This is a genomic window from Streptococcus sp. SM5 (assembly GCF_027497975.1).
Genome location: NZ_JAJNSC010000003.1, coordinates 63,814 through 87,186 on the forward strand (window position 1 = coordinate 63,814; position 23,373 = coordinate 87,186).

At 40.0% G+C, this 23,373-nt stretch carries 22 protein-coding genes; 11 read left to right on the forward strand and 11 right to left on the reverse strand.

Annotated features, from left to right (window positions below; translation table 11 throughout):
* Nucleotides 1-6: 6 nt before the first annotated feature.
* Complete coding sequence (gene dtd, locus PAN07_RS02855) at nucleotides 7-450, forward strand: D-aminoacyl-tRNA deacylase (RefSeq protein WP_269796974.1); 444 nt, start codon at nucleotides 7-9, stop codon at nucleotides 448-450.
* A 77-nt stretch (nucleotides 451-527) separates the two neighbouring features.
* On the opposite strand, the gene PAN07_RS02860 is transcribed toward dtd, so the two are convergent.
* The 5 genes from PAN07_RS02860 to PAN07_RS02880 all read right to left on the reverse strand — a co-directional run bounded on the left by PAN07_RS02860 (nucleotide 528) and on the right by PAN07_RS02880 (nucleotide 4,560).
* On the reverse strand, nucleotides 528-1,178 hold the full coding sequence (locus tag PAN07_RS02860; protein WP_269796975.1) for a metal-dependent transcriptional regulator: 651 nt from the start codon (nucleotides 1,176-1,178) through the stop codon (nucleotides 528-530).
* 238 nt (nucleotides 1,179-1,416) lie between these two features.
* Nucleotides 1,417-1,911 carry a thiol peroxidase gene (tpx, locus tag PAN07_RS02865; protein WP_269796976.1) on the reverse strand — a complete coding sequence of 165 codons (495 nt, stop codon included), beginning with the start codon at nucleotides 1,909-1,911 and terminating at the stop codon, nucleotides 1,417-1,419.
* Between the two features lie 121 nt (nucleotides 1,912-2,032).
* On the reverse strand, nucleotides 2,033-2,965 hold the full coding sequence (locus PAN07_RS02870) for a metal ABC transporter substrate-binding protein (RefSeq protein WP_269796977.1): 933 nt from the start codon (nucleotides 2,963-2,965) through the stop codon (nucleotides 2,033-2,035).
* Between the two features lie 27 nt (nucleotides 2,966-2,992).
* Nucleotides 2,993-3,841: a metal ABC transporter permease gene (locus tag PAN07_RS02875; protein WP_269796978.1), complete on the reverse strand. Its 849-nt coding sequence runs from the start codon at nucleotides 3,839-3,841 to the stop codon at nucleotides 2,993-2,995.
* Nucleotides 3,838-4,560, reverse strand: a complete 723-nt coding sequence (locus PAN07_RS02880; protein WP_269796979.1) for a metal ABC transporter ATP-binding protein — start codon at nucleotides 4,558-4,560, stop codon at nucleotides 3,838-3,840. Before PAN07_RS02880 ends, PAN07_RS02875 begins: the two co-directional genes overlap by 4 nt.
* A gap of 179 nt (nucleotides 4,561-4,739) precedes the next feature.
* On the opposite strand from PAN07_RS02880, the gene PAN07_RS02885 reads away from it, so the two are divergent.
* Nucleotides 4,740-6,632 carry a M13 family metallopeptidase gene (locus tag PAN07_RS02885; RefSeq protein WP_269796980.1) on the forward strand — a complete coding sequence of 631 codons (1,893 nt, stop codon included), beginning with the start codon at nucleotides 4,740-4,742 and terminating at the stop codon, nucleotides 6,630-6,632.
* A gap of 38 nt (nucleotides 6,633-6,670) precedes the next feature.
* Here PAN07_RS02885 and PAN07_RS02890 read toward each other — a convergent pair whose 3' ends face one another.
* Together PAN07_RS02890 and PAN07_RS02895 are read right to left on the reverse strand one after the other, a co-directional pair.
* The gene (locus PAN07_RS02890) at nucleotides 6,671-7,300 is read right to left on the reverse strand and encodes an MBL fold metallo-hydrolase (protein ID WP_075567911.1); all 630 of its coding nucleotides are present in this window, start codon (nucleotides 7,298-7,300) and stop codon (nucleotides 6,671-6,673) included.
* Between the two features lie 115 nt (nucleotides 7,301-7,415).
* Nucleotides 7,416-8,492 (reverse strand): DUF2974 domain-containing protein, encoded by a 1,077-nt coding sequence (locus PAN07_RS02895; RefSeq protein ID WP_269796981.1) that lies wholly within the window; start codon nucleotides 8,490-8,492, stop codon nucleotides 7,416-7,418.
* A gap of 95 nt (nucleotides 8,493-8,587) precedes the next feature.
* On the opposite strand from PAN07_RS02895, the gene PAN07_RS02900 reads away from it, so the two are divergent.
* The 5 genes from PAN07_RS02900 to PAN07_RS02920 all read left to right on the forward strand — a co-directional run bounded on the left by PAN07_RS02900 (nucleotide 8,588) and on the right by PAN07_RS02920 (nucleotide 14,788).
* Nucleotides 8,588-9,265, forward strand: a complete 678-nt coding sequence (locus PAN07_RS02900) for a response regulator transcription factor (RefSeq protein ID WP_269796982.1) — start codon at nucleotides 8,588-8,590, stop codon at nucleotides 9,263-9,265.
* On the forward strand, nucleotides 9,258-10,232 hold the full coding sequence (locus PAN07_RS02905) for an ATP-binding protein (protein WP_269796983.1): 975 nt from the start codon (nucleotides 9,258-9,260) through the stop codon (nucleotides 10,230-10,232). The genes PAN07_RS02900 and PAN07_RS02905 overlap by 8 nt, the downstream gene beginning before the upstream one ends.
* Nucleotides 10,233-10,556: 324 nt before the next feature.
* Nucleotides 10,557-11,315: an ABC transporter ATP-binding protein gene (locus PAN07_RS02910; protein ID WP_006152604.1), complete on the forward strand. Its 759-nt coding sequence runs from the start codon at nucleotides 10,557-10,559 to the stop codon at nucleotides 11,313-11,315.
* A 1-nt stretch (nucleotide 11,316) separates the two neighbouring features.
* Entirely contained in the window at nucleotides 11,317-13,305 is a 1,989-nt protein-coding gene (locus PAN07_RS02915) for an ABC transporter permease (protein ID WP_269796984.1), read from the forward strand.
* Nucleotides 13,306-13,738: 433 nt separating this feature from the next.
* Nucleotides 13,739-14,788: a DUF389 domain-containing protein gene (locus PAN07_RS02920; RefSeq protein ID WP_269796985.1), complete on the forward strand. Its 1,050-nt coding sequence runs from the start codon at nucleotides 13,739-13,741 to the stop codon at nucleotides 14,786-14,788.
* A 211-nt stretch (nucleotides 14,789-14,999) separates the two neighbouring features.
* On the opposite strand, the gene thrS is transcribed toward PAN07_RS02920, so the two are convergent.
* The 3 genes from thrS to PAN07_RS02935 form a co-directional block, all read right to left on the reverse strand.
* Nucleotides 15,000-16,943, reverse strand: a complete 1,944-nt coding sequence (gene thrS, locus PAN07_RS02925) for a threonine--tRNA ligase (protein WP_269796986.1) — start codon at nucleotides 16,941-16,943, stop codon at nucleotides 15,000-15,002.
* A gap of 31 nt (nucleotides 16,944-16,974) precedes the next feature.
* A complete protein-coding gene (locus tag PAN07_RS02930; RefSeq protein ID WP_269796987.1) occupies nucleotides 16,975-17,373 on the reverse strand; it encodes a hypothetical protein in 399 nt (132 codons plus the stop codon).
* A 340-nt stretch (nucleotides 17,374-17,713) separates the two neighbouring features.
* The gene (locus PAN07_RS02935; RefSeq protein ID WP_269796988.1) at nucleotides 17,714-18,076 is read right to left on the reverse strand and encodes a hypothetical protein; all 363 of its coding nucleotides are present in this window, start codon (nucleotides 18,074-18,076) and stop codon (nucleotides 17,714-17,716) included.
* A 205-nt stretch (nucleotides 18,077-18,281) separates the two neighbouring features.
* Between PAN07_RS02935 and rpsO the strand changes: the two genes are divergently transcribed.
* The 3 genes from rpsO (at nucleotide 18,282) to PAN07_RS02950 (ending at nucleotide 20,746) form a co-directional block, all read left to right on the forward strand.
* Complete coding sequence (rpsO, locus tag PAN07_RS02940) at nucleotides 18,282-18,551, forward strand: 30S ribosomal protein S15 (protein ID WP_001018251.1); 270 nt, start codon at nucleotides 18,282-18,284, stop codon at nucleotides 18,549-18,551.
* Between the two features lie 468 nt (nucleotides 18,552-19,019).
* Nucleotides 19,020-20,363 carry a DEAD/DEAH box helicase gene (locus PAN07_RS02945; protein ID WP_269796989.1) on the forward strand — a complete coding sequence of 448 codons (1,344 nt, stop codon included), beginning with the start codon at nucleotides 19,020-19,022 and terminating at the stop codon, nucleotides 20,361-20,363.
* Nucleotides 20,364-20,536: 173 nt separating this feature from the next.
* Complete coding sequence (locus PAN07_RS02950) at nucleotides 20,537-20,746, forward strand: hypothetical protein (protein ID WP_269796990.1); 210 nt, start codon at nucleotides 20,537-20,539, stop codon at nucleotides 20,744-20,746.
* Between the two features lie 70 nt (nucleotides 20,747-20,816).
* Here the strand turns inward: PAN07_RS02950 and guaA are convergent, their stop codons facing one another.
* Nucleotides 20,817-22,379 (reverse strand): glutamine-hydrolyzing GMP synthase, encoded by a 1,563-nt coding sequence (gene guaA / locus PAN07_RS02955; RefSeq protein ID WP_269796991.1) that lies wholly within the window; start codon nucleotides 22,377-22,379, stop codon nucleotides 20,817-20,819.
* 140 nt (nucleotides 22,380-22,519) lie between these two features.
* Between guaA and PAN07_RS02960 the strand changes: the two genes are divergently transcribed.
* Nucleotides 22,520-23,218, forward strand: coding sequence for a GntR family transcriptional regulator (locus tag PAN07_RS02960; protein WP_269796992.1), 699 nt, complete (start codon nucleotides 22,520-22,522; stop codon nucleotides 23,216-23,218).
* The last annotated feature ends 155 nt before the right edge of the window (nucleotides 23,219-23,373 follow it).

Genomic DNA, 23,373 nt, shown 5'->3' on the forward strand with positions numbered 1-23,373 from the left:
ATTTCTATGAAAATCATCGTTCAGCGAGTCAAACAAGCTCAGGTATCCATTGAGGGGCAAGTTTATAGCCAAATCAAGCAAGGTTTATTACTCCTAGTGGGAGTTGGTCCTGAAGACCAACTAGAAGATCTAGACTATGCGGTGAGAAAGCTTATCAATATGCGTATATTTTCGGATGCAGAAGGAAAGATGAACCTGTCAGTCAAGGATATTGAGGGAGAAATCCTCTCTATCTCTCAATTCACTCTTTTTGCAGATACAAAGAAGGGCAATCGCCCAGCATTTACAGCTGCTGCCCAACCTGGTATGGCTGAGGCTTTTTACCAAGACTTAAATCGAGAACTAGCCAAGGAAGTTCCTGTTGAGACAGGTGTCTTTGGAGCTGATATGCAGGTGGAACTGATCAATGATGGTCCAGTAACCATCATTCTAGATACCAAGAATAGATAAGAAAACCAAGCATACAAGCTTGGTTTTTGTTTATCTATGAAAACCCTAAAAGACAAAGCTTCTAGGGATAAGGGGAGTTAGTTCATTTTTTCAATATAGAGTTGCTTAGCGATTTCGAGGCTGACTTGAAGTTCTTCATTCTTGTGAATTAGAGTAAAAGTATTACTGAAACCATCAAACTGTTTGACTTGAAGTTGATCGCCAATATGGATGCCATGTTTTTCCAAATATTGAAGAAGTTCAAAGCTATCATGGACTCTTGTGAGAAGGTAGCTTCCTGCTTCGTTGATATCAGAAAGTGGCAGGTTATTGATCTCAACCAGAAGTTCACCCTTGGCAGGAATAGTACCACCATGAGGACAGGTCTTTGGAAAACCTAACATACTTTCCAATCTCTCCACAAAAAGGTCTGATACAGTATGTTCTAACACTTCAGCTTCTTCGTGGATCTGATTGCTAGTATAGTCTAAGTGGTGAACTAAGAATACCTCAATGAGTCGGTGTTTGCGATAAAGCTCAGAAACTAGTTTCAAACCAATGTCTGTCAGCAAATAGCCATTTTCTTTATTCTTTAGAATGAGATTTTCAGATTGCATGCGCTTAATCATTTCAGTTACCGCCGGAGGAGATACCTGCATCCGAGCAGCAATTTCTTTGTTGGTGATTTTAGGAACTTCCATGCCAATCTCATAAATACATTTTAAGTAATCTTCTTTATTTGGTGTCATTCGCATTTCCTTGTTTATTATCTCCATCTAGTATACCAAAAAAGAGGCTGGGACAAAAGTCCTAGCCTCTCAATTGTCTTTGGATTGTCGAGCAAGACGCAGTGGTTGAGTGGACTCTACTACGCTGATTTCATCAGCTTTTATAGCCCTACTCAACTGTGCGGAGGTGGGACGACGAAATCGAATTCTAACGAATTACCGATTTCTGTCCCACTCTCTATTGCTACAAGAGCTGGACTTAGTTGAGTTCTTTTGCAGCAGCAATAGCGGCTTCAAAGTCTGGCTCGCTGTTGATATTATCCACGTATTCGACGTAGCGGATGGTATTATCGGTATCGAGAACAAAGACGGCACGTGCAAGGAGATGCCATTCGTTAATCAAGAGGGCATAATCACGTCCGAAAGAATGGTCAAAGTAGTCTGAAAGCATGATGGCATTGTCAAGGCCTTCAGCCCCACACCAGCGTCCTTGAGCAAATGGTAGGTCCATAGAAACGGTAAGAACGACGGTGTTGTCAAGGTTGGCAAGTTCTTGGTTGAAACGACGTGTTTGCGTTGAGCAGATACCAGTATCGATAGAAGGGACAACACTCAAGACTTTTTTCTTTCCATCAAAGTCAGCTAGCGTTTTTTTAGAGAGATCGGTTGTCGTAAGAGAAAAGTCAAGTGCCTTGTCTCCGACTTGCAGTTGTTTACCTGTAAAGGTTACAGGATTTCCGAAAAAAGTGGTCATGAAACTACTCCATTCTTTTTTCTTTTATTTTACCGAGAATTATCAGATTTTTCCAATGATTTGACCGAAAACTGAACAGACAAAAAACGCCAATACAAGGTGAATGACGTTTTTTAAATGATTATTTAGACAATCCTTCAGCAATCTTTTCAAGGTTGTATTTCATCATGTTGTAGTAGCTGTCGCCTTCTTTACCTTCTTCAGCGATTGAGTCCGTAAAGATTTGAGCATAGATTGGGATGTTTGTGTCTTTAGAAACTGTCTTCATTGGACGATCATCGACACTGGATTCAACAAATAGAGATGGAACCTTCATTTGGCGAAGTTTTTCAACCAAAGTCTTGATTTGGTCAGGTGTTCCTTCTTCTTCAGTATTGATTTCCCAAATGTAAGCACTTGGTACACCGTAAGCTTTAGAGAAGTATTTGAAGCATCCTTCGCTGGTTACGATAAGTTTCTTATCAGCATCAATAGCGTTAAATTTATCTTTGGCTTCCTTGTCAAGCTTGTCTAATTTTTCAGTGTATTCTTTGAGATTCTTTTCGTAGAATTCCTTGTTGCTAGGGTCTTTAGCGATGAGTTGCTTAGCAATATTTTGAGCATAGATGATCCCATTTTCAAGATTGAGCCAAGCGTGTGGGTCTTCTTTCCCTTTTTCATTTTGGCCTTCTAGGTAGATGACATCAACGCCTTCGCTAACTGCAAAGTAGTCTTTGTTTTCAGTTTTCTTAGCATTCTCAACTAATTTTGTAAACCAGGCATTTCCACCTGTTTCAAGGTTGATACCATTGTAGAAGATTAAGTCGGCTTGCGATGTTTTCTTGACGTCTTCTGGTAGTGGCTCGTATTCATGTGGGTCTTGTCCTACGGGAACGATACTATGAAGGTCAATCTTGTCTCCAGCAATATTTTTAGTAATATCAGCGATAATTGAGTTTGTAGCTACAACCTTTAATTTTTGGTCGCTTGCGGCCGTGTCTTTTTTTCCAGTTGCACAAGCAGTTAGGCCGATGATGGAAAGAAAAAGAACTAGTAATGCACCTAATTTTTTCATTATATTCCTCCAGAGGGTCTACCCTCATTATTGTTTGATTTTTTTATTTTTCAGTTTCAGATAACGTTGTTTTGGTGCGATAAAGAAACTGATGAGAAAGAAACTTGCAGATGTCAGCACGATACTTGAACCTGCAGCCAGGTTAAAGCTATAACCGATAAAAAGTCCCAAGACAGAAGCTAGAGCTCCCAAGCCTGATGAAAGAAAAATCATGGTCTTTAGACTATTGGCGTAAAGATAAGCTGTCGCAGCTGGAGTAATCAGCATTGCTACGATAAGGATGGTTCCGACACTTTGCATGGCAGTCACTGACACCAAGGTCAAGAGTACCATGAGTAGATAGTGGTAGAAATTAACTGGCATGCCCATAGCTTTGGCTAGGAGTTCATCAAAGGATGTAATCAAGAGTTGCTTGAAGAAAATCCCGATAATCAATAGAATGAGAGCTCCCATACCGATGGTAATATACATGTCTATGTCTTGCACGGCCAAGATATTCCCAAAGAGAATATGGAAGAGGTCAGTCGAGCTTTTAGCCACACTAATCAAGATAATGCCAAGAGCCAATAAAGATGAAAAGGTAATCCCAATGGCAGTGTCACTCTTGATAATAGAGTTCCCCTTGATGTAGGTGATGATGACAGAGGCAAGCAGTCCAAAGATGATAGCACCAATAAAGAAGTCAATTCCTAAAATAAAAGAAAGAGCTACACCAGGTAAGACAGCGTGCGAGATAGCATCCCCCATAAGAGACATCCCACGGAGAATGATGAAGCATCCAACCGCTCCAGCAACAATACCAATCACAACAGCTGTAATCAAGGCATTTTGGAGAAAGTGGAAGTTCTGCAATCCATCAATAAATTCTGCAATCATAGGTCACCTCCATTGAAAAAGAGTCGGTCACCATAAGCTTGTTTGAGATTGGCTTGGGTGAAGGTCTCCTTTGTTGGACCAAAGGCAATTAGCTCCTTGTTGAGAAGGAGTACCTGGTCAAAATAATGGGCAACCTTGCCGAGGTCATGGTGAACGATAAGGACAGTCTTGCCAGCTTTTTTAAGATCTCTCAGCGTGTTCATGATGATTTCTTCACTGACAGAGTCAATCCCCACAAAGGGCTCGTCTAAGAGAATATAATCAGCATCTTGAACTAGACAGCGGGCAATCAATACACGCTGAAATTGACCACCAGAGAGTTGACTAATCTGACGATCTGCGTAGTCAGAAAGTCCAACAATTTCTAGTGCTTCAGCCACCTTTTCCCAGTGCTTTGCCTTCAAGGTGTGAAAGAGTGGAATGGATGGATAGAGTCCCAGAGAGACACATTCTTTTACCTTGATAGGAAAGTTGTAGTCGATATGAATTTTTTGCTCGACATAGGCAACTTTCTTAAGAGATTTTTTCATTTCTTTATCATCGATAAAAGCATGTCCTTCATGTGGGATAATTCCCAGCATACCTTTTAATAAGGTTGATTTACCAGCGCCGTTTGGACCAATAATTCCGGTAATCGTTGGTCCGTGGAGCACTAGTGAAATATTCTTTAGTGCCAACGTTTCTTTGTAGGAGACACTGAGGTTTTCGATACGTATCATACAGTTGTAATCCTCCTGTCTTTTAATATACCTTAAAAAAAAAATTAAGTCAAGTTAATTTTCTTAAAAATTTAAAATATTAATGATGAAATCAATCAAGAAGAGACGGCATTTTTAATTGCATTCCTCAGGGATTTTTGCTAAGCTAAGAATAAGTGAAAAATGAAAGCGAGAACAAGATGACACGTTATCAAGATGATTTTTATGATGCTATAAATGGTGAATGGGAAAAGACTGCAGTCATTCCAGCCGATAAATCACGAACAGGTGGTTTTATCGACCTTGACGAAGAAATCGAAGAGTTGATGCTAACAACGACGGACAAGTGGTTGGCTGGAGAAGATGTTCCAGAAGATCATATCCTAGCAAACTTTGTCAAATACCACGCTATGGTGAGAGATTTCGATAAGCGAGAAGCTGATGGAATTGAGCCAGTCCTTCCTATGCTTAAGGAATACCAGGATTTGGAAAGTTTTGCGGATTTCGCAAGTAAACTAGCAGCATTTGAATTAGCTGGTAAGCCAAACTTCCTTCCATTTGGAGTATCACCAGACTTTATGGATGCTAGAACCAATGTTCTCTGGGCTAGTGCTCCAGGAACTATCTTGCCTGATACAACCTACTATGCGGAAGACCATCCTCAGCGTGAGGAATTATTGAACCTTTGGAAAGAAAGTACTTCTAATCTCCTCAAAGCCTATAACTTCTCAGATGAAGAAATCGAGGATTTATTAGAGAAACGATTGGAATTGGACCGCCGTATCGCAGCTGTAGTCCTCTCTAACGAAGAAAGTTCAGAATATGCCAAACTTTACCATCCATATTCTTATGAAGATTTCAAAAAGTTTGCGCCTGCCTTACCTCTCGATGACTTTTTCCAAGCAGTGATTGGTCAAACTCCAGATAAGGTTATCGTAGATGAGGAACGTTTCTGGCAAGCAGCAGAGCAATTCTATAGTGAAGAAGCTTGGCCTTTACTCAAGGCAAGCTTGATCTTGAGTGTGGTCAATCTTTCAACAAGCTATTTGACAGATGAGATTCGCATTTTGTCAGGTGCTTATGGCCGTGCCCTTTCAGGAGTTCCAGAAGCCCAAGACAAGCGCAAGGCTGCTTACCACTTAGCCCAAGGACCATTCAAACAAGCTCTTGGTCTTTGGTATGCCCATGAAAAATTCTCTCCAGAAGCCAAGGCGGACGTTGAGAAAAAAGTGGCAACTATGATTGATGTTTATAAGGAACGCTTGGCTAAGAACGATTGGCTGACACCTGAAACACGAGAAAAAGCTATCGTCAAACTCAATGTTATCAAGCCTTATATTGGTTATCCAGAAGAGCTACCAGCTCGCTATAAGGACAAGGTAGTGGATGAATCTGCTAGCCTCTTTGAGAATGCTCTTGCCTTTGCGCGTGTGGAAATCAAGCACAGCTGGAGCAAATGGAACCAGCCAGTTGACTACAAGGAGTGGGGAATGCCAGCTCACATGGTTAATGCCTACTACAATCCACAAAAGAACTTGATTGTCTTCCCTGCTGCTATCTTACAGGCTCCATTCTATGACTTGCATCAGTCATCTTCTGCCAACTATGGTGGTATCGGAGCGGTTATCGCCCATGAAATCTCTCATGCCTTTGATACAAATGGGGCTTCATTTGATGAAAATGGTAGTCTCAAGGATTGGTGGACAGAGAGCGACTACGCAGCCTTTAAAGAAAAAACACAGAAGGTTATCGACCAGTTTGATGGTCAAGAATCTTACGGTGCAAAAATCAATGGCAAATTAACTGTATCCGAAAACGTTGCCGACCTAGGAGGAATTGCTGCTGCCCTTGAAGCTGCTAAGAGAGAACCAGATTTCTCAGCTGAAGAGTTCTTCCATAACTTTGCTCGTATCTGGCGTATGAAAGGTCGTCCTGAGTTGATGAAACTAATGGCCAGTGTTGACGTGCACGCACCGGCTAAACTTCGAGTTAATGTCCAAGTGCCAAACTTTGATGACTTCTTTACAACTTATGATGTCAAAGAAGGCGACGGAATGTGGCGTGCACCTGAAGACCGCGTGATTATCTGGTAATCAAAAAACCAAGGATGATTGTCCTTGGTTTTTATATTTTAGAAAAAGGGATTAAATACTTTTTCATGGGCGATAGTCGTAGCAGGTCCATGGCCTGGGTAAACATCATAGTTTGGTAGGGTGAAGAGCTGATTGCGAATACTGTCAAGCATTTGCTCCAAACTACCTGTTGGGAGGTCATCACGGCCAATTGTCTCACGGAAGAGCGTGTCTCCGGTTAAGACCAAGTTTCCATCTGGGAAAACAAGTGAAGCTCCACCGATAGAGTGGCCTGGAGTTGGTAAGACGGTAAAGCGGAATTCTTCAATCTGGTATTCTTCATGAAAAACATAGGTGTGTTCAGCTGGTCTACACACGACATCCGCCATATCATCGTGACGAGGAAGCCCAGAAAGATTATCAACAGGAGTATAGAGCCAAGAAGCTTCACTTTCTGCTACATAGACTGGAGGATTTCCAAAAGTATCTCTAACCAAATCTAGACTTAAGATATGGTCATAGTGGGTATGGGTCAGGAGAATAGCGCAGATAGGTTTGTTAATGGTCTCAATAACGCTACGAATCTCAGCCCAATGGCTACCTGGATCAACCACAATCAAGTGATTCTCACCTTCAATGTAGTAGGTGTTTTCATAAGCAACAGGATTCACGGTTCTGTGAATTTTCATAAGTTCTCCAATCTCATAGAATATACTGCTACTAGTATAACACAGAACAGTAAAATTAGGAAAAAATAGGAACAAACAAGAAAGTCCCTCCAGAAAGGAAGGGACTTTTAACTCATTAAAAATGATTTTTCCAGGCTTGGAAGCGGGCATCCAGTAGGAGTTGTGTCAGGTTTCTTAAGATTTCAACTTGTTGAGGCTCTAGTGTTTGAGCTTGGGAAACCAGTTGATGAATGTGCTCGATAGCACCGGTAGAAGATAAATCATTGATAGAATTGATCCCAGACTCTAAAATAGTTCCAAAGAAGAGATTGAAATAGAGCTCAAGTTCTTCATCCGGGACACTGTCCATCCATTCCTTTAGAGCGTCTTTGATTTGTAGACTTTCTCTACTAATTTCCTCTAGTTGGACAAAGTGAGTTCCTTCAGTTTGCCAGCTGAAAGTATTGTGTTGGGCGATACCACCTAAGGCCAGACTGCGCACAACAATAGGAGTATCAGGAACTTCAAGCATCATTCCAATGACGGATCCCTGGGGGACATAACGGTGAATTTTTGGGATTACTTCCTGATAGCCGCTGGTTTCAGTCAGATGAGCCTGCAAACCTGGAGCATCGTAAGTATAAACTGCAGATATTTTTTCCTGCAAATCAGGTTGGATTTGACTGGCAGCATAGACGGCTAGATTACCACCTTTAGAATGTCCGGCAATGATTACTTCTTGCTTTGGATATTGTTTAAAGAAATCTTCCAAGTATTCAAGAGCATGTTTTTGGGCAGGGATTTCCTTCATATAGGTCATATGGAAATCTTCCTTCCAGCCAATAATACTATCGTCTGTGCCACGAAAGACAATCAGATAGGTATCTAGATTCAGACGATAGGTCATCGCAGCGAATTGCTTTTGAAGTTCCACATCAATATCGTTGACGAAGTTGGAGAGCTTACTATTTTTAAAACGCTTATGTTGGGAGAGTTGGTCTAAAAGTTGCAGACGTTCTTTATTGGTCAACATGGTGCTTTCTCGCGGAACACGTGTTGCGACATCGCTTAAACGATTGACAGGCTGGTCCAATAAGTCATCAAAAGGAAGATAAGTCAGCTCTGTCAAAGCAAGTATATCCAGTTCATTTAAGGGAAGATCATAAAAAGAATCGTATTGAACATCAGTTAGATAGTTAAAAATATTGGCCATGAGAATTCCTTTCTTAACTTTTATCATATCAGATTTACATCAATTTCGCTAGTAGTCAGGAGAATTTTGCTATAATATAGAAAAAGGAGGAGCAGATGCATAAGATTTTACTAGTAGAAGATGATCCAGTAATCCGTCAACAAGTTGGGAAAATGCTCTCCGAATGGGGTTTTGAAGTAGTCATGGTAGAAGACTTTATGGAAGTTCTAACGCTATTTGTTCAATCTCAACCTCATCTGGTTCTTATGGATATTGGTCTTCCCTTGTTTAATGGCTATCATTGGTGCCAGGAAATCCGTAAGATTTCAAAAGTTCCCATTATGTTTCTGTCTTCTAGAGACCAGGCTATGGACATCGTGATGGCTATTAATATGGGAGCTGACGATTTTGTGACCAAGCCTTTTGACCAGCAGGTCCTTTTAGCTAAGGTACAAGGATTATTGCGCCGCTCTTATGAATTTGGAAGGGATGAAAGTCTCTTGGAGTATGCAGGGGTTATCCTCAATACCAAGTCTATGGATGTGCACGTCAATGGAAAAACTATCAGTTTAACAAAGAATGAATTTCAGATTTTACGTGTCTTATTTGAGCATGCAGGCAATATCGTGGCGCGTGACGATTTGATGCGGGAACTTTGGAATAGTGATTTCTTCATCGATGATAATACCTTATCCGTTAATGTCGCTCGCTTGCGCAAAAAACTGGAGGAAGAAGGTTTGATTGGTTTTATTGAAACCAAGAAAGGAATAGGGTACGGGTTGAAACATGCTTGATTTTAAAAGTTTTTTTCTAGCTTATATCCGTTCGCGTAGACGTTTTTTTGCTTTTATTCTATCGCTTACAGGTTTGCTTTTTCTCTTTGAAATCTTGTTTGATAAGCAAGGGCCCTACTTTAACTATTTCTTCTTTCTATCTACATTTTTGACATTTTTGTTTCTGGTATTTGATTTCTTGATAGAATTGCAACGCTACCGTAAGGAACTGTTCTACGGCGAAAGAGAAGCCAAGTCACCAATGGAGCTCTTACTAACTGAAAAATTAGAGAAAAGTGAAGAGGAACTTTATCAAAAGAAATCAGATGCGGAAAATCGCTATAATGACTTGGTGGACTACTATACTCTCTGGGTGCATCAGATAAAAACACCAATTGCGGCCAGTAAACTCCTCGTGAGCGAGGTGGCAGATCGCCAATTGAAGCAACAGCTAGAACAGGAGATTTTTAAGATTGATTCCTACACCAACCTCGTTCTCCAATACCTACGCTTAGAGAGCTTCCATGATGATCTGGTGTTGAAGAAAGAAAATGTAGAGGATTTGGTCAAGGAAGTCATTCGCAAATATGCCATTTTCTTTATCCAGAAAGGTTTAAGTGTTAATCTGCATGACTTGGATAGAAGCATTGTGACGGATAAAAAATGGCTGTTGGTAGTCATTGAACAAATCCTGTCAAATAGCCTTAAGTATACTAATGAAGGTGGAATTGAAATCTATATGGATGGTCAGGACCTTTGTATCAAAGATACTGGGATCGGCATTAAAAATAGTGATGTTCTTCGAGTCTTTGAACGCGGATTTTCAGGTTACAATGGTCGTATGACCCAGCAGTCATCTGGACTTGGTCTCTATTTAACCCAGAAAATTAGCCAAGAATTAGGTCATCAAATCCGTATCGAATCTGAACTTGGTCAAGGAACAACGGTGAGGATTAAATTCTCTGAAGTGAATTTACTGATTGAATGAAAAGAATTGTGAAGAGCTTGGAAGAAACCTTTCAAGCTCTTCTTTAGACCTTGATATAGTGAGAAAAAAGGCTTCAATTAGATAAAAAATGTAATCTTACAAAAATGTAAGATTAAAGCTCCATTTGTAAGGTTATGTTATGGAACCAACTCTTTTTTTAGAGTACACTTATATCATAAAGATAAAGGAGCGAAACTATGAAAAATATTTTACAAAAGAAACAAACAAGTAAACCGAGTCCAAAGGATATCGAGCGAGTTGAGCTCGGCATTCAAATGATGCAGGCTCAGTTTCAATTAATGGGATATTAAGAAGGAGATTATCATGACACTATTAGATGTAAAACACGTTCAAAAGATTTATAAAACTCGCTTTCAAGGCAACCAAGTAGAAGCCCTGAAAGATATTCACTTTACCGTTGAAAAAGGCGACTACGTTGCTATCATGGGTGAGTCTGGATCCGGTAAATCAACCCTACTCAATATTCTAGCTATGCTTGACAAGCCAACGCGTGGACAGGTCTTCCTAAATGGAACTGACACAGCTACCATTAAAAATTCCGAAGCATCAAGCTTCCGTCGTGAAAAGTTAGGCTTTGTCTTCCAAGACTTCAATTTGTTAGATACGCTTTCTGTTAAAGACAATATCTTACTCCCTTTGGTATTGTCTAGAAAGCCTATTACAGAAATGATGAAAAAATTGGTCGTGACGGCCGAAAATCTTGGCATCAACCAATTGCAGGAGAAGTACCCTTATGAAATCTCTGGAGGGCAAAAACAACGGGTTGCAGTTGCACGAGCTATCATCACAGAACCAGAAATTCTCCTTGCGGACGAGCCAACAGGTGCCCTAGACTCTAAATCATCTGCAGCCCTCCTTGATATCTTTGATCAGATCAACGAACAAGGGCAAACCATTCTCATGGTAACTCACTCGACAGCTGCGGCCAGCCGTGCAAAACGTGTTCTTTTCATCAAGGACGGTATTCTCTATAATCAAATTTACCGTGGTGAAAAGACGGATCGTCAGATGTTCCAAGAAATCTCTGACACCTTGACTGTTATGGCAAGTGAGGTGAACTAGTATGTTTCGATTAACCAATAAGTTGGCCATTTCCAACTTAATCAAAAACCACAAACTCTATTATCCCTTTGCACTGGCTGTTCTCTTAGCAGTCACTATCAGCTATCTCTTTTACTCTCTGACCTTCAATCCCAAGATTGCGGAAATCCGTGGAGGTGAAACGATTCAAGCTACTCTTGGATTTGGTATGTTTGTCGTCACCCTTGCGTCAGCCATTATCGTCCTCTATGCCAATAGTTTTGTCATGAAAAATCGTTCTAAGGAACTAGGAATTTATGGCATGTTGGGCTTGGAGAAGCGCCATCTGATTAGTATGACTTTTAAGGAACTCTTGATATTTGGGCTAGTAACAGTCACTGCTGGGATTGGTATTGGTGCCCTCTTTGACAATCTGATTTTCGCTTTCTTGCTCAAACTGATGAAATTAAAGGTTGAACTGGTCGCTACCTTCCAGATGAAAGTTGTCATTACAGTACTTGTTGTTTTTGGCTTGATTTTCCTAGGCCTCATGTTCCTAAATGCCCTTCGAATCGCCCGCATAAATGCCCTCCAGCTCTCACGTGAGAAAGCTAGTGGTGAGAAAAAAGGTCGTTTCCTACCTCTCCAAACTATTCTTGGTTCTATTAGTTTAGGGATTGGCTATTATCTTGCCCTTACGGTAAAAGATCCCCTTACAGCTCTCACAACTTTCTTCCTAGCTGTTTTACTAGTTATCTTTGGGACCTATCTCTTGTTTAATGCAGGGATTACAGTTTTCCTTCAAATCTTAAAGAAAAATAAAAAATACTATTACCAACCAAATAATCTCATCTCAGTGTCCAACTTGATTTTCCGTATGAAGAAAAATGGGGTTGGACTGGCAACTATCGCAATTTTGTCAACCATGGTTTTGGTAACCATGTCAGCAGCGACAAGCATTTTCAATGCCTCAGAAAGCTTTAAAAAAGTTCTAAATCCTCATGATTTTGGGGTTTCAGGGCAAAATGTTGAAAAAGAAGATTTGGACAAACTCTTGAGCCAGTTTGCAAGTGACAAAGGTTATACGATTAAAGAGAAAGAAGTGCTTCGTTATACTTACTTTGGTGTTGCGAACCAAGAAGGAACTAAGTTAACCATTTTTGAAAAAGGACAAAACCGTGTCCAACCCACAACAGTTTTCCTGGTATTTGACCAAAAAGATTATGAAAATATGACTGGTCAAAAACTTTCTCTATCAGGCAATGAGGTCGGACTCTTTGCAAAGAATGAGGGAGTTAAAGAACAGAAAGCTCTAACTCTAAATGACCATCAATTTTCTGTAAAAGAAGAATTTAATAAAGATTTCATTGTCAACCATGTCCCAAATCAGTTTAATATTTTGACTGCTGATTACAATTACCTTGTTGTGCCTGATTTACAAGCCTTTTTGGATCAATTCCCAGATTCGGCTATCTATAATCAGTTTTACGGTGGCATGAATGTAAATGCCAGCGAAGAAGAACAACTCAAGGTCGCTGACGAGTATGAAAAATATCTACAAAAGTTTAATGCTCAATTAAACACTGAAGGTAGCTATGTTTATGGTAGTAATCTATCAGATGCTAGTGCTCAGATGAGTGCCCTCTTTGGTGGTGTTTTCTTTATCGGTATTTTCCTATCCATTATCTTTATGGTCGGAACTGTTCTGGTCATCTACTATAAACAAATCTCAGAAGGTTATGAAGACCGTGAACGTTTTGTCATCCTGCAAAAAGTGGGCTTGGATCAAAAACAAATCAAACAAACCATTAACAAGCAAGTCTTGACTGTTTTCTTCCTCCCTGTAATATTTGCTTTCCTACACTTGGCATTTGCCTATCATATGCTAAGTTTGATTCTTAAGGTCATTGGGGTTGTGGATACAGCCATGATGTTAAGCGTAACTCTTTCCATTTGTGGTATCTTTGCTTTAGTCTATGTCCTAATCTTTATGATTACTTCAAGAAGCTATCGTAGAATTGTTCAAATGTAAAAATAGGAACATCAAAAAAGCAACAGCTGAAACAGTTGTTGCTTTTTTAGTAGCTGGGATTTTGTACCAGGTTTTTATCTCTTATTTCTCAACACGCAATTTGTTGGCGATATCAGCTAGGATTACTGCTACAAACTCATCATGTTTAAACATTAAAACGGTATCTACTTTCAGAGGAGATATCGTTTTTCTTCTTCTTCTTCGGATAGGGAAACAAAAATTTCTACCTTTCTCTCTCTCCTAAATTACTTGATTTCTTCAGAGAAAGGCTGTAAAATTTTTGATATAATGTTTAAGGATGGACTGATGGATAGTTAAAAGATAATGATAAAAAGAATCACAGGTAAGAATTAAAAACATGTCAGTTTGGACAGAAGTCTCTCTACCATCATCCATGCAGAAACAAGATTATATGAAATAAAAGGAGTAACCAATGTCCGGAAACTATTCAACACGTGAATTCCGCGAGAAACTATATGATGACCTTCATGTTCGATTAAGAGATACACTGATTTTGATGTGTTCGATTTTTATTGCCTCTATAGGTCTAAATATGAATTCAACAGCTGTCGTTATTGGAGCCATGCTGATTTCCCCTCTTATGACACCGATTGTTGGACTGGGGTTTGGTTTAGCTATTTTTGATACGCGTTTAATCAAGCAATCTCTAGAGGTTTTATTTACTCAAGTATTGGTCAGTTTGCTTGTATCGACTCTGTATTTCTGGATTTCTCCCTTATCTTATGCAAGTAGCGAGTTGATTGCACGAACCTCTCCAACCATTTGGGATGTTCTCATTGCTATCGCGGGTGGGATAGCAGGTTTCATTGGTTCAAGGAAAAAAGAAGCAAACAATATCGTACCAGGAGTAGCCATCGCAACAGCTCTGATGCCACCTATCTGCACTGCAGGATATGGTTTAGCTAATGGAAATGTACGATTTTTATTTGGGGCTCTTTATCTTTTCTTGATCAACTGTGTCTTTATCATGATAATCAACATTGTTGGAACAAGATTTTTGATGAGAAAATCTCCCTTAAGTTCATTTAATGAGCTAAGCATTAAAATGAAAATTGGGTTGATATCCTTGATTGTATTATTGGTCCTTCCAGCCAGCTATTCAGCAGTCACTCTGACGATAGATCAAGCGCGAAAAGAAGGGATCAAACAGTTTGTAGAAAATGAGTTCGCCAATCATACGATCATTAATCAAGTCTACAAGTCAAGTAATAATGAATTGGTCTTGACAGTTGTTGGAGATCCGATTTCAGAAGAAGAATTAGAAACCATTCGCCAAAAACAAGCCTCTTACGGCATTCAATCTGTTCAATTGAAAGTCAAGCAATTCCATAATTCGGCAAAATTAGATAGTGAGACGATTAAGGAATTTTACGAAAACATTGACAAGTATATCGAACAAAAACTCTCTGAAAAAGATTTACAAAACGATCGCGCAAAAGAAAATGAAGCAGACAAGGACTGAGGATAGTCAACTTATCTAACTCATGGATGCAAATCTTGGGAGGATATCCTATATCCAAAAGTTAATGGATAGAAAGGATTGTTGATGAGGATACTATTTGTGGTGGTTTGATCAATCACTATTAGCTCAGCTTAATCAAAATATAAAAAAGCAACAACTGAAATAGTTGTTGCTTTTTAGGTGGCTGAGATTTTGTTCCAGGTTAAATGGTTTATTTCTCAACACGAGACTTGTTAGCGATATCAGCTAGGATAGCTGCTACAAATTCATCTACTGGGACAGTGTTGGTTTCTTTTTGTCCATAGCGACGAACGTTGACAGTTCCGTCTTCCATTTCCTTATCACCAACAATCAGTTGGTAAGGAATCTTGCTAGTTTGTGAAGCACGGATCTTGAATTGCATTTTTTCGTTGCGTTCATCCACATCAGCACGGACACCACGGTCACGGAGCTTCTTAGCTACTTCCCAAGCGTAGTCCACATGTTTCTCGTTAGAAACTGGGATGAGGGTTACTTGGTGTGGTGCCAGCCATGTTGGGAAGGCACCCTTGTAGTTCTCAATCAAAATCGCTGTGAAGCGTTCCATAGTTGAGATAACCCCACGGTGGATCATAACTGGGCGATGTTCTTCACCATCAGCTCCGATGTATTTAAGGTCGAAGCGTTCTGGAAGCAAGAAGTCAAGCTGAATCGTAGAGAGGGTTTCTTCTTTTCCAAGGGCAGTCTTAACCTGGATATCCAATTTTGGTCCGTAGAAGGCTGCTTCACCTTCAGCTTCAAAGTAGTCAACACCCATCTCATCAAGGGCAGCACGAAGCATGGTTTGAGCATTTTCCCACATTTCATCGTTATCAAAGTACTTATGAGTATCTTGAGGGTCACGAAGAGAGAGGCGGAAGCGGTATTCAGTCAAGTTGAAGTCTTCATAAACATCGATGATCAACTGAAGAGCACGTTGGAATTCTTCTTGGATTTGTTCAGGAGTTACAAAGAGGTGACCGTCGTTGAGAGACATTTCACGCACACGTTGAAGACCAGTGAGAGCTCCAGATTTTTCGTAACGGTGCATCATCCCGATTTCAGCGATACGGATTGGCAATTCACGGTATGAGTGAACATGGTGCTTGAAGACTTGGATGTGGTGTGGACAGTTCATTGGACGAAGAACGAATTCTTCACCGTCCCCCATGTCCATAGTTGGGAACATGTCTTCTTGGTAATGATCCCAGTGACCAGAAGTCTTGTAGAGCTCAACTGAAGCAAGTGGTGGAGTGTAAACGTGTTGGTAGCCAGAAGCCAACTCTTTATCGACGATGTAGCGCTCCAACTCACGACGGATTGTCGCACCATTTGGCAACCAGAATGGAAGACCTTGACCAACTTCTTGAGAAATCATAAAGAGGTCAAGCTCTTTACCAAGTTTACGGTGGTCACGTTCTTTAGCTTCTTCACGCATTTGAAGGTAGTTCTTCAAGTCTTTCTTGTCGAACCAAGCTGTACCGTAGATACGTTGCATCATAGCGTTGTCGCTATTTCCACGCCAGTAAGCACCAGCTACGTGGAGAAGGTGGAAGATTTGGATGCGGCCTGTTGAAGGGACGTGAGGGCCACGACAGAGGTCTACATACTCACCTTGACGGTAGATGGTCAAGCCACCCTCGTCTTCTGAGTGCTCTTCGATCAATTCCAATTTATATGGGTCGTTCTTGAAGATTTCACGCGCCTCGTCTTTAGTCACTTCTTCACGGATAGATGGGAAGTTTTCTTTAACGATTTTTTGCATTTCTTCTTCGATGCGAGGAAGGTCTTCGTTAGAGATTTGACCAGCTTGGTTATCTGTATCGTAGTAGAAACCATCTTCGATAGCTGGACCGACACCCAAATGAATGTCTGGGAAAAGGCGACGAGCTGCTTGGGCAAATAAGTGAGCAGCTGAGTGACGCAAGATATCAAGAGCGTCTTCGTGATCAGGTGTCACGATTTCGATGCTTCCATCTTCAGTGATCGCACGAGTCGTGTCGATGAGTTTGCCGTTGAATTTACCAGCAAGAGCTTTTTTAGCTAGGGAATTGCTGATTGATTGAGCAATTTCAAAAGTTGTAATGCCAGATTCGAATTCACGAACAGCGCCATCTGGGAAAGTAATCTTAATCATGTGATTTCTCCTTATCTATTATCCAAATATTTTAAGAATCTATTCTTTTATTGTAATAGTTTGTTTCTAGAATTTTTTGTAGCTCAGTTTTATGCCAGCCTGCGCCAATCATTATCTTATTAACATTAAATTCAAAACTCTGTTTATCATTCATCGAAAATTTAAGTTTATATCCTATAAACAGGCGCTTCTTAAATTGATATGCTTGGATGTCTTCTGCTGAAAATTCTCCTACAATGTCTCCTAATTTCCCCATAGGTGTAATAGAAATGATGTAGATTCCTGTATCGGTAAAAACAATTAAAAAGTAGGCATTTGCAGTGCCTCCCAAGCGCTGAGTTCCATAGACCGCATGCAGCGACTCAGCTACGCTAGAATCTAAGCCATGTTTCATTAAATAAGCCTTAATCTCTTCAAATTTGAATCCCATATAGATCTCCTTTATTCATTTTTTTTAATATTTCAACATAGGAAAAGTCCTCTCTCGCCACCCCAAAAGTAACAAAAGAAAAATGAAAATAAAAAGCGACATCCTAAAAAGGACGTCGCAACGTGGTTCCACCTTCATTTATGTTCCTCAAAAAAGAGGGACACCTCTGATTGGCTCTATCGTGGCCACCGTTTTATGTTTGCATAAAAGTCAGTAGAGTAGTATCAGTATAGTCTTCCTATGCGTTCTCAGCAACCACGCACTCTCTGGTAGAAAGGGTCTAAGTGACTTGTCTCTATGCATTATTATAGCATGATTGTGAGATTTTTCAAGGTTTTTGTTAAAGTTTTTTGTTTTTCAGTTTTTGCACTAGATTCTTAATAGTGGCACCGACAGCCATACCCGCGAGGGCAAAGATTTCATAGGCTAGGAAGTAGAGAAGGATAAATTCTCCGAAAGTAATGATGGTAAAGCAAAAGAGCAAGCCAACTCCAATTAACCACCAAACTGAGAACTTGAAACGATAAGAGTAGAATAGTGATACTATGAAAGTCACTAGTGGAGAGAAGATAATAACGTTACCGATGGTGAGCTCCTTCAAGATATAATTTTCAGTAATAGACCATAATAACAGCTCATAAAGTGGCCAATAAAAGAAAAATATGACCAGATAGTAGGGGAGATATTGCGAGAATTTACGCATGGTAATCACCTCTCTTTTCAAGATGTCAACTTAGATATCCTTCCTATAACTATTATAGCACTTTTGCGGTAAGAATAGTAAATCAGTTGACAAAGAACTTAGTTATTGGTAGAATAAGAACTGTCGTAAAGACAAATAACTTCTTCTTGGTTACAGGCATGCCAACCTGTCACTCGGATGAAGCCAAATAAAAAGGAGAAACATCATGGCAATCTCAAAAGAGAAAAAAAATGAAATCATCGCACAATATGCACGTCACGAAGGTGATACAGGTTCAGTAGAGGTTCAAGTTGCTGTCCTTACTTGGGAAATCAACCACCTTAACGAACACATCAAACAACACAAAAAAGACCATGCTACTTACCGTGGATTGATGAAGAAAATCGGTCGCCGTCGTAACTTGCTTGCATACTTGCGTAAAAACGACGTTAACCGTTACCGTGAGTTAATCAACTCTCTTGGACTTCGTCGCTAATCTTGCGTCTAAAACGTTTCTATACTTCGTTGGCTTCGCCTCGATGTACCATCAGTACAATCTTCGGCTTGCCGCCTAGTCTATAAACGTTTTATCCAGCAAGAATAGAGCCCTCTGACTTCAGAGGGCTTTTTGTCTTTGCCAAGTGCTTAGGCCGTGTTCAATTGAGCATATCTTGAAAATAAGGCTACTCTAGTTGAGTAGCTTTTATTTTTGTCACCATACCTCGATATACTTAAGTATAATCTTCGGTTACGGTTCCTAGCACTGTAAGGTAAAATAAATCAGACATGTCTCCCGTCAGGGAGATTTTTTGTTTCACCAGGATTTTAGCCCGAGCTCAAATCGCCCTCTGAAGTCAGAGGGCTTTTTATTTTTGTCACCTTACCTTAAATGGTCTAAATAACAATGCTACAGTAATGGATGAAAATATGGTATAATCATAAGATAGATAGAATCGAGGAAATTATGTCATTTACGAAATTTAAGTTTAAAAAATATATAGAGGAAGCATTGGAGGAGTTGAAGTTTACGACTCCTACCGAGGTTCAGGAAAAATTGATTCCTATTGTCCTGGCAGGTCGTGACTTGGTTGGTGAATCAAAAACAGGTTCAGGAAAGACACATACTTTCTTGTTACCGATTTTCCAACAATTGGATGAGGAGAGCGATAGTGTTCAAGCAGTGATTACTGCGCCAAGTCGTGAGTTGGCTACTCAAATCTACCAAGCAGCTCGTCAGATTGCATCACATTCAGATGTTGAGATTCGTGTTGTGAACTATGTGGGTGGGACAGACAAGGCCCGTCAGATTGACAAATTGGCAAGTAATCAACCACATATCGTTATCGGAACACCAGGTCGTATCTATGATTTGGTCAAGTCTGGTGATTTGGCCATCCACAAGGCTAAGACCTTTGTAGTCGATGAAGCCGACATGACTCTAGATATGGGATTTTTGGAAACAGTTGATAAGATTGCAGGTAGCCTTCCGAAAGACTTGCAGTTCATGGTCTTTTCAGCAACTATTCCACAAAAACTGCAACCATTCTTGAAGAAATACTTGTCAAATCCTGTCATGGAGAAAATCAAGACCAAGACAGTTATCTCTGATACCATTGACAACTGGTTGATTTCGACCAAGGGTCGTGACAAGAATGCTCAGATTTATGAGTTGACGCAAGTTATGCAACCTTATCTAGCCATGATTTTTGTCAATACCAAGACTCGTGCGGATGAATTGCATACATACCTAACAGCTCAAGGCTTGAAGGTGGCTAAGATCCATGGAGACATTGCTCCTCGTGAACGCAAACGGATCATGAATCAGGTGAAAAATCTTGATTTTGAGTATATTGTAGCAACTGACCTGGCTGCGCGTGGGATTGACATCGAAGGTGTCAGCCACGTTATCAACGATGCTATCCCTCAAGACTTGTCTTTCTTTGTCCACCGTGTTGGACGAACTGGACGTAATGGTCTACCAGGTACAGCCATCACCCTCTATCAACCAAGTGATGACTCAGATATTCGTGAGTTGGAGAAATTAGGAATTAAGTTTGTACCTAAGGTGGTTAAAGACGGAGAATTCCAAGACACTTATGACCGTGACCGTCGTGCCAATCGTGAGAAGAAGCAGGAAAAACTGGATATCGAAATGATTGGGCTGGTTAAAAAGAAAAAGAAAAAAGTCAAACCAGGCTATAAGAAGAAAATTCAATGGGCGGTCGATGAAAAACGCCGTAAAATCAAGCGTGCTGAAAGTCGTGCCCGTGGACGTGCAGAACGTAAAGCTAAACGTCAAACATTTTAGAATTGAGACAGTAAAACCAAGTGGTTTTACTGTTTTTTTATAGTTCTACATCGGGATTGACAGAATTCATCAGTAGATGATATTGGGAAAATGATCATTTAATCTAAACATTCTTTTAATTTTCTGAAGTTTATAATATACTTAAATTAAAAGTAGATTGTAGGAGAAGTTAAATGAAAGATTTTAAAGATTTTATTGCTGGGATTGGTGAAATAAATGTTATTGTTTATTTGATATATGTGTGTACTGGTCTCGCTCCTCTCTTTCATATATTGATTATTGGTTCAGAAGTGACTACTGGAAAAATAGTTTTAACTATCTTAGGCGTACTTTATGCTATCTTTTTAACGATTGCTAGAATTTATCGAAAGTTTTTCTGGTAAGAATCATCATGAAATATTAAAATCCCATCAGAAATTCTCTGATGGGATTTTAGACTTTAATATTATGATTTTACTCCCACTCAACAGTTGCAGGTGGTTTACTTGTAATATCATAGACGATACGGTTAACGTGGTCAACTTCATTTACGATACGAACTGAGATTTTTTGGAGAACTTCCCAAGGAATCTTAGCGAAGTCAGCTGTCATTCCATCGATAGAAGTGATAGCACGGATAGCGATGGTATAGTCATAAGTACGGCCATCACCCATAACACCTACGGAACGAACGCCAGTATTAACAGTGAAGTATTGCCAGATATCGCGGTCAAGACCAGCCTTTGCGATTTCTTCACGAAGGATAGCGTCTGATTCACGAACAGTTTCAAGTTTTTCTTCAGTGATTTCACCCATGACACGGATAGCAAGACCTGGTCCTGGGAATGGTTGGCGCCATACAATGTGGTCTGGCATACCAAGCTCAGTACCGAGGGCACGAACTTCATCTTTGTAAAGAGTGTTAAGGGGTTCGATGAGTTCAAACTGCATGTCTTCCGGAAGACCACCCACATTGTGGTGAGACTTGATGGTTTGAGCAGTATCTGTACCAGACTCGATAACGTCTGTATAGAGTGTTCCTTGTGCCAAGAATTTCACGTCTGTTAGCTTGCTTGCTTCATCATCAAAGACATAAACAAACTCGTTACCGATAATTTTACGTTTTTGTTCAGGATCAGAAACACCAGCCAATTTATCAAGGAAGCGTTTGGCAGCATCTGCTTTGACAATGTTCAAACCAAACTTACCACCAAGCATATCCATAACTTGGTCAGCTTCTCCTTTACGGAGAAGACCGTGGTCTACAAAGATACAGATTAATTGATCTCCGATGGCTTTTTGGAGAAGAACTCCAACAACAGAAGAGTCAACACCACCTGAAAGACCAAGGAGAACACGTTTATCTCCAACTTTTTCACGGATTTGTTTGATTTGCATATCGATGAAGTTATCCATAGTCCAGTCACCTTTGGCACCACAGATATTCAAGGCAAAGTTACGCAAAATATCATAGCCGTGAACTGAATGACGAACCTCTGGGTGGAATTGGATACCATAGATTTTCTTATCTGGGTTTTCGATAGATGCGTACGGACAGTCAGCTGATGTACCAGTACGAACGAAATCAGCAGGAATTTCTGTAACAGCATCACCATGGCTCATCAAGACAAGTTGCTCATCTGGTGTACCAGCAAATAGTGGAGATTCAGTATGAGTCAGTTTTGATTGACCGTATTCACGGTTACCAGCGTCACCTGCAGGAACAACTTTACCACCAAGCTTGTGGGTTAATAGTTGCATACCATAGCAGATTCCCAGAATTGGAATTCCCAGTTCGAAAATTTCTGGATCAATATCAAATGATCCTTCTTCGTAAACAGAGTTTGGACCACCTGAAAGTACAATCCCGATAGGATTGATAGCACGGACTTCGTCAGCCGAAATCTTGTGACTTTTTAGTTCTGAAAAGACACCAATCTCACGGATACGGCGTGAGATAAGTTGGTTATACTGGCTACCATAGTCCAATACGATGATCTTTTCGACATCTTGCAAATCAGTTGAAATGTTGGTCATCTTTTCCCTTTCTTAAAAGAAATATCTTCTTGAATATTCTATCATAAAAGGGTTAGAATTACCAACTAAACAAGTGAGGTTTGACTTTTGTCTATGAGATAAGGTACAATGGAAAAAACGAAGAAAAGAAGTGATCAAGCATGTTACCAGCTTATATGAAAATTCACGACCAAATCAAGAAAGATATTGACGAGGGAAATTGGAAAATTGGAGAAAGACTCCCAAGCGAACGAGATTTAGCAGAGGAATTTTCGGTTAGTCGTATGACTTTGCGTCAAGCTATCTCTCTTTTGGTTGAAGAAGGAGTTTTGGAACGGCGTGTTGGTAGTGGGACCTTTGTTTCAAGTACACGTGTTCAGGAAAAAATGCGTGGAACAACTAGTTTTACTGAGATTGTAAAAGCTCAAGGAAAAACTCCATCTAGTCACCTGATTTCTTATCGTCGAACCATTCCAAATGAGCAAGAAGTGGCTAAACTAGGTTTACTGCCAAGTGATAATATCATTCGTATGGAACGTGTCCGCTATGCTGATAAGGTTCCTGTTGTTTATGAAGTGGCATCTATTCCTGAGAAATTTATCAAAAATTTCAAAAAAGAAGAAGTAACCAAGCACTTCTTTCAAACCTTACAAGAGCATGGTTATCGAATTGGTAAATCTCACCAGACTATATACGCACGTTTAGCCAAAGAAAAGATAGCTCATTACCTAGAAGTTGAAAAAGGGCATGCTATTCTAGGTCTGACACAGGTTTCTTACTTTGATGACGGAACGGCTTTTGAGTATGTAAAGAGCCAATACGTCGGAGAACGGTTTGAATTTTATCTAGAAAATAATTAGTTTATAACATCACTCTTAGAGTAGAAACTCATCTATTTTAAGAGTTTTTATTTGGTTAAGATTAGAAAACATTTTCCTAGTAAGAAAAATAGCAATCATACGAGTATTTTTCAAAGATTCGTGTTATAATAGTTAGGTTATATGGTCCCGATAAG

Bases quoted from the DNA above. Each gene is read 5' to 3' on its own strand.
- dtd (WP_269796974.1), top strand. From the start codon at position 7: ATGAAAATCATCGTTCAGCGAGTCAAACAAGCTCAGGTATCCATTGAG.
- PAN07_RS02860 (WP_269796975.1), bottom strand. From the start codon at position 1,178: ATGACACCAAATAAAGAAGATTACTTAAAATGTATTTATGAGATTGGC.
- tpx (WP_269796976.1), bottom strand. From the start codon at position 1,911: ATGACCACTTTTTTCGGAAATCCTGTAACCTTTACAGGTAAACAACTG.
- PAN07_RS02870 (WP_269796977.1), bottom strand. From the start codon at position 2,965: ATGAAAAAATTAGGTGCATTACTAGTTCTTTTTCTTTCCATCATCGGC.
- PAN07_RS02875 (WP_269796978.1), bottom strand. From the start codon at position 3,841: ATGATTGCAGAATTTATTGATGGATTGCAGAACTTCCACTTTCTCCAA.
- PAN07_RS02880 (WP_269796979.1), bottom strand. From the start codon at position 4,560: ATGATACGTATCGAAAACCTCAGTGTCTCCTACAAAGAAACGTTGGCA.
- PAN07_RS02885 (WP_269796980.1), top strand. From the start codon at position 4,740: ATGACACGTTATCAAGATGATTTTTATGATGCTATAAATGGTGAATGG.
- PAN07_RS02890 (WP_075567911.1), bottom strand. From the start codon at position 7,300: ATGAAAATTCACAGAACCGTGAATCCTGTTGCTTATGAAAACACCTAC.
- PAN07_RS02895 (WP_269796981.1), bottom strand. From the start codon at position 8,492: ATGGCCAATATTTTTAACTATCTAACTGATGTTCAATACGATTCTTTT.
- PAN07_RS02900 (WP_269796982.1), top strand. From the start codon at position 8,588: ATGCATAAGATTTTACTAGTAGAAGATGATCCAGTAATCCGTCAACAA.
- PAN07_RS02905 (WP_269796983.1), top strand. From the start codon at position 9,258: ATGCTTGATTTTAAAAGTTTTTTTCTAGCTTATATCCGTTCGCGTAGA.
- PAN07_RS02910 (WP_006152604.1), top strand. From the start codon at position 10,557: ATGACACTATTAGATGTAAAACACGTTCAAAAGATTTATAAAACTCGC.
- PAN07_RS02915 (WP_269796984.1), top strand. From the start codon at position 11,317: ATGTTTCGATTAACCAATAAGTTGGCCATTTCCAACTTAATCAAAAAC.
- PAN07_RS02920 (WP_269796985.1), top strand. From the start codon at position 13,739: ATGTCCGGAAACTATTCAACACGTGAATTCCGCGAGAAACTATATGAT.
- thrS (WP_269796986.1), bottom strand. From the start codon at position 16,943: ATGATTAAGATTACTTTCCCAGATGGCGCTGTTCGTGAATTCGAATCT.
- PAN07_RS02930 (WP_269796987.1), bottom strand. From the start codon at position 17,373: ATGGGATTCAAATTTGAAGAGATTAAGGCTTATTTAATGAAACATGGC.
- PAN07_RS02935 (WP_269796988.1), bottom strand. From the start codon at position 18,076: ATGCGTAAATTCTCGCAATATCTCCCCTACTATCTGGTCATATTTTTC.
- rpsO (WP_001018251.1), top strand. From the start codon at position 18,282: ATGGCAATCTCAAAAGAGAAAAAAAATGAAATCATCGCACAATATGCA.
- PAN07_RS02945 (WP_269796989.1), top strand. From the start codon at position 19,020: ATGTCATTTACGAAATTTAAGTTTAAAAAATATATAGAGGAAGCATTG.
- PAN07_RS02950 (WP_269796990.1), top strand. From the start codon at position 20,537: ATGAAAGATTTTAAAGATTTTATTGCTGGGATTGGTGAAATAAATGTT.
- guaA (WP_269796991.1), bottom strand. From the start codon at position 22,379: ATGACCAACATTTCAACTGATTTGCAAGATGTCGAAAAGATCATCGTA.
- PAN07_RS02960 (WP_269796992.1), top strand. From the start codon at position 22,520: ATGTTACCAGCTTATATGAAAATTCACGACCAAATCAAGAAAGATATT.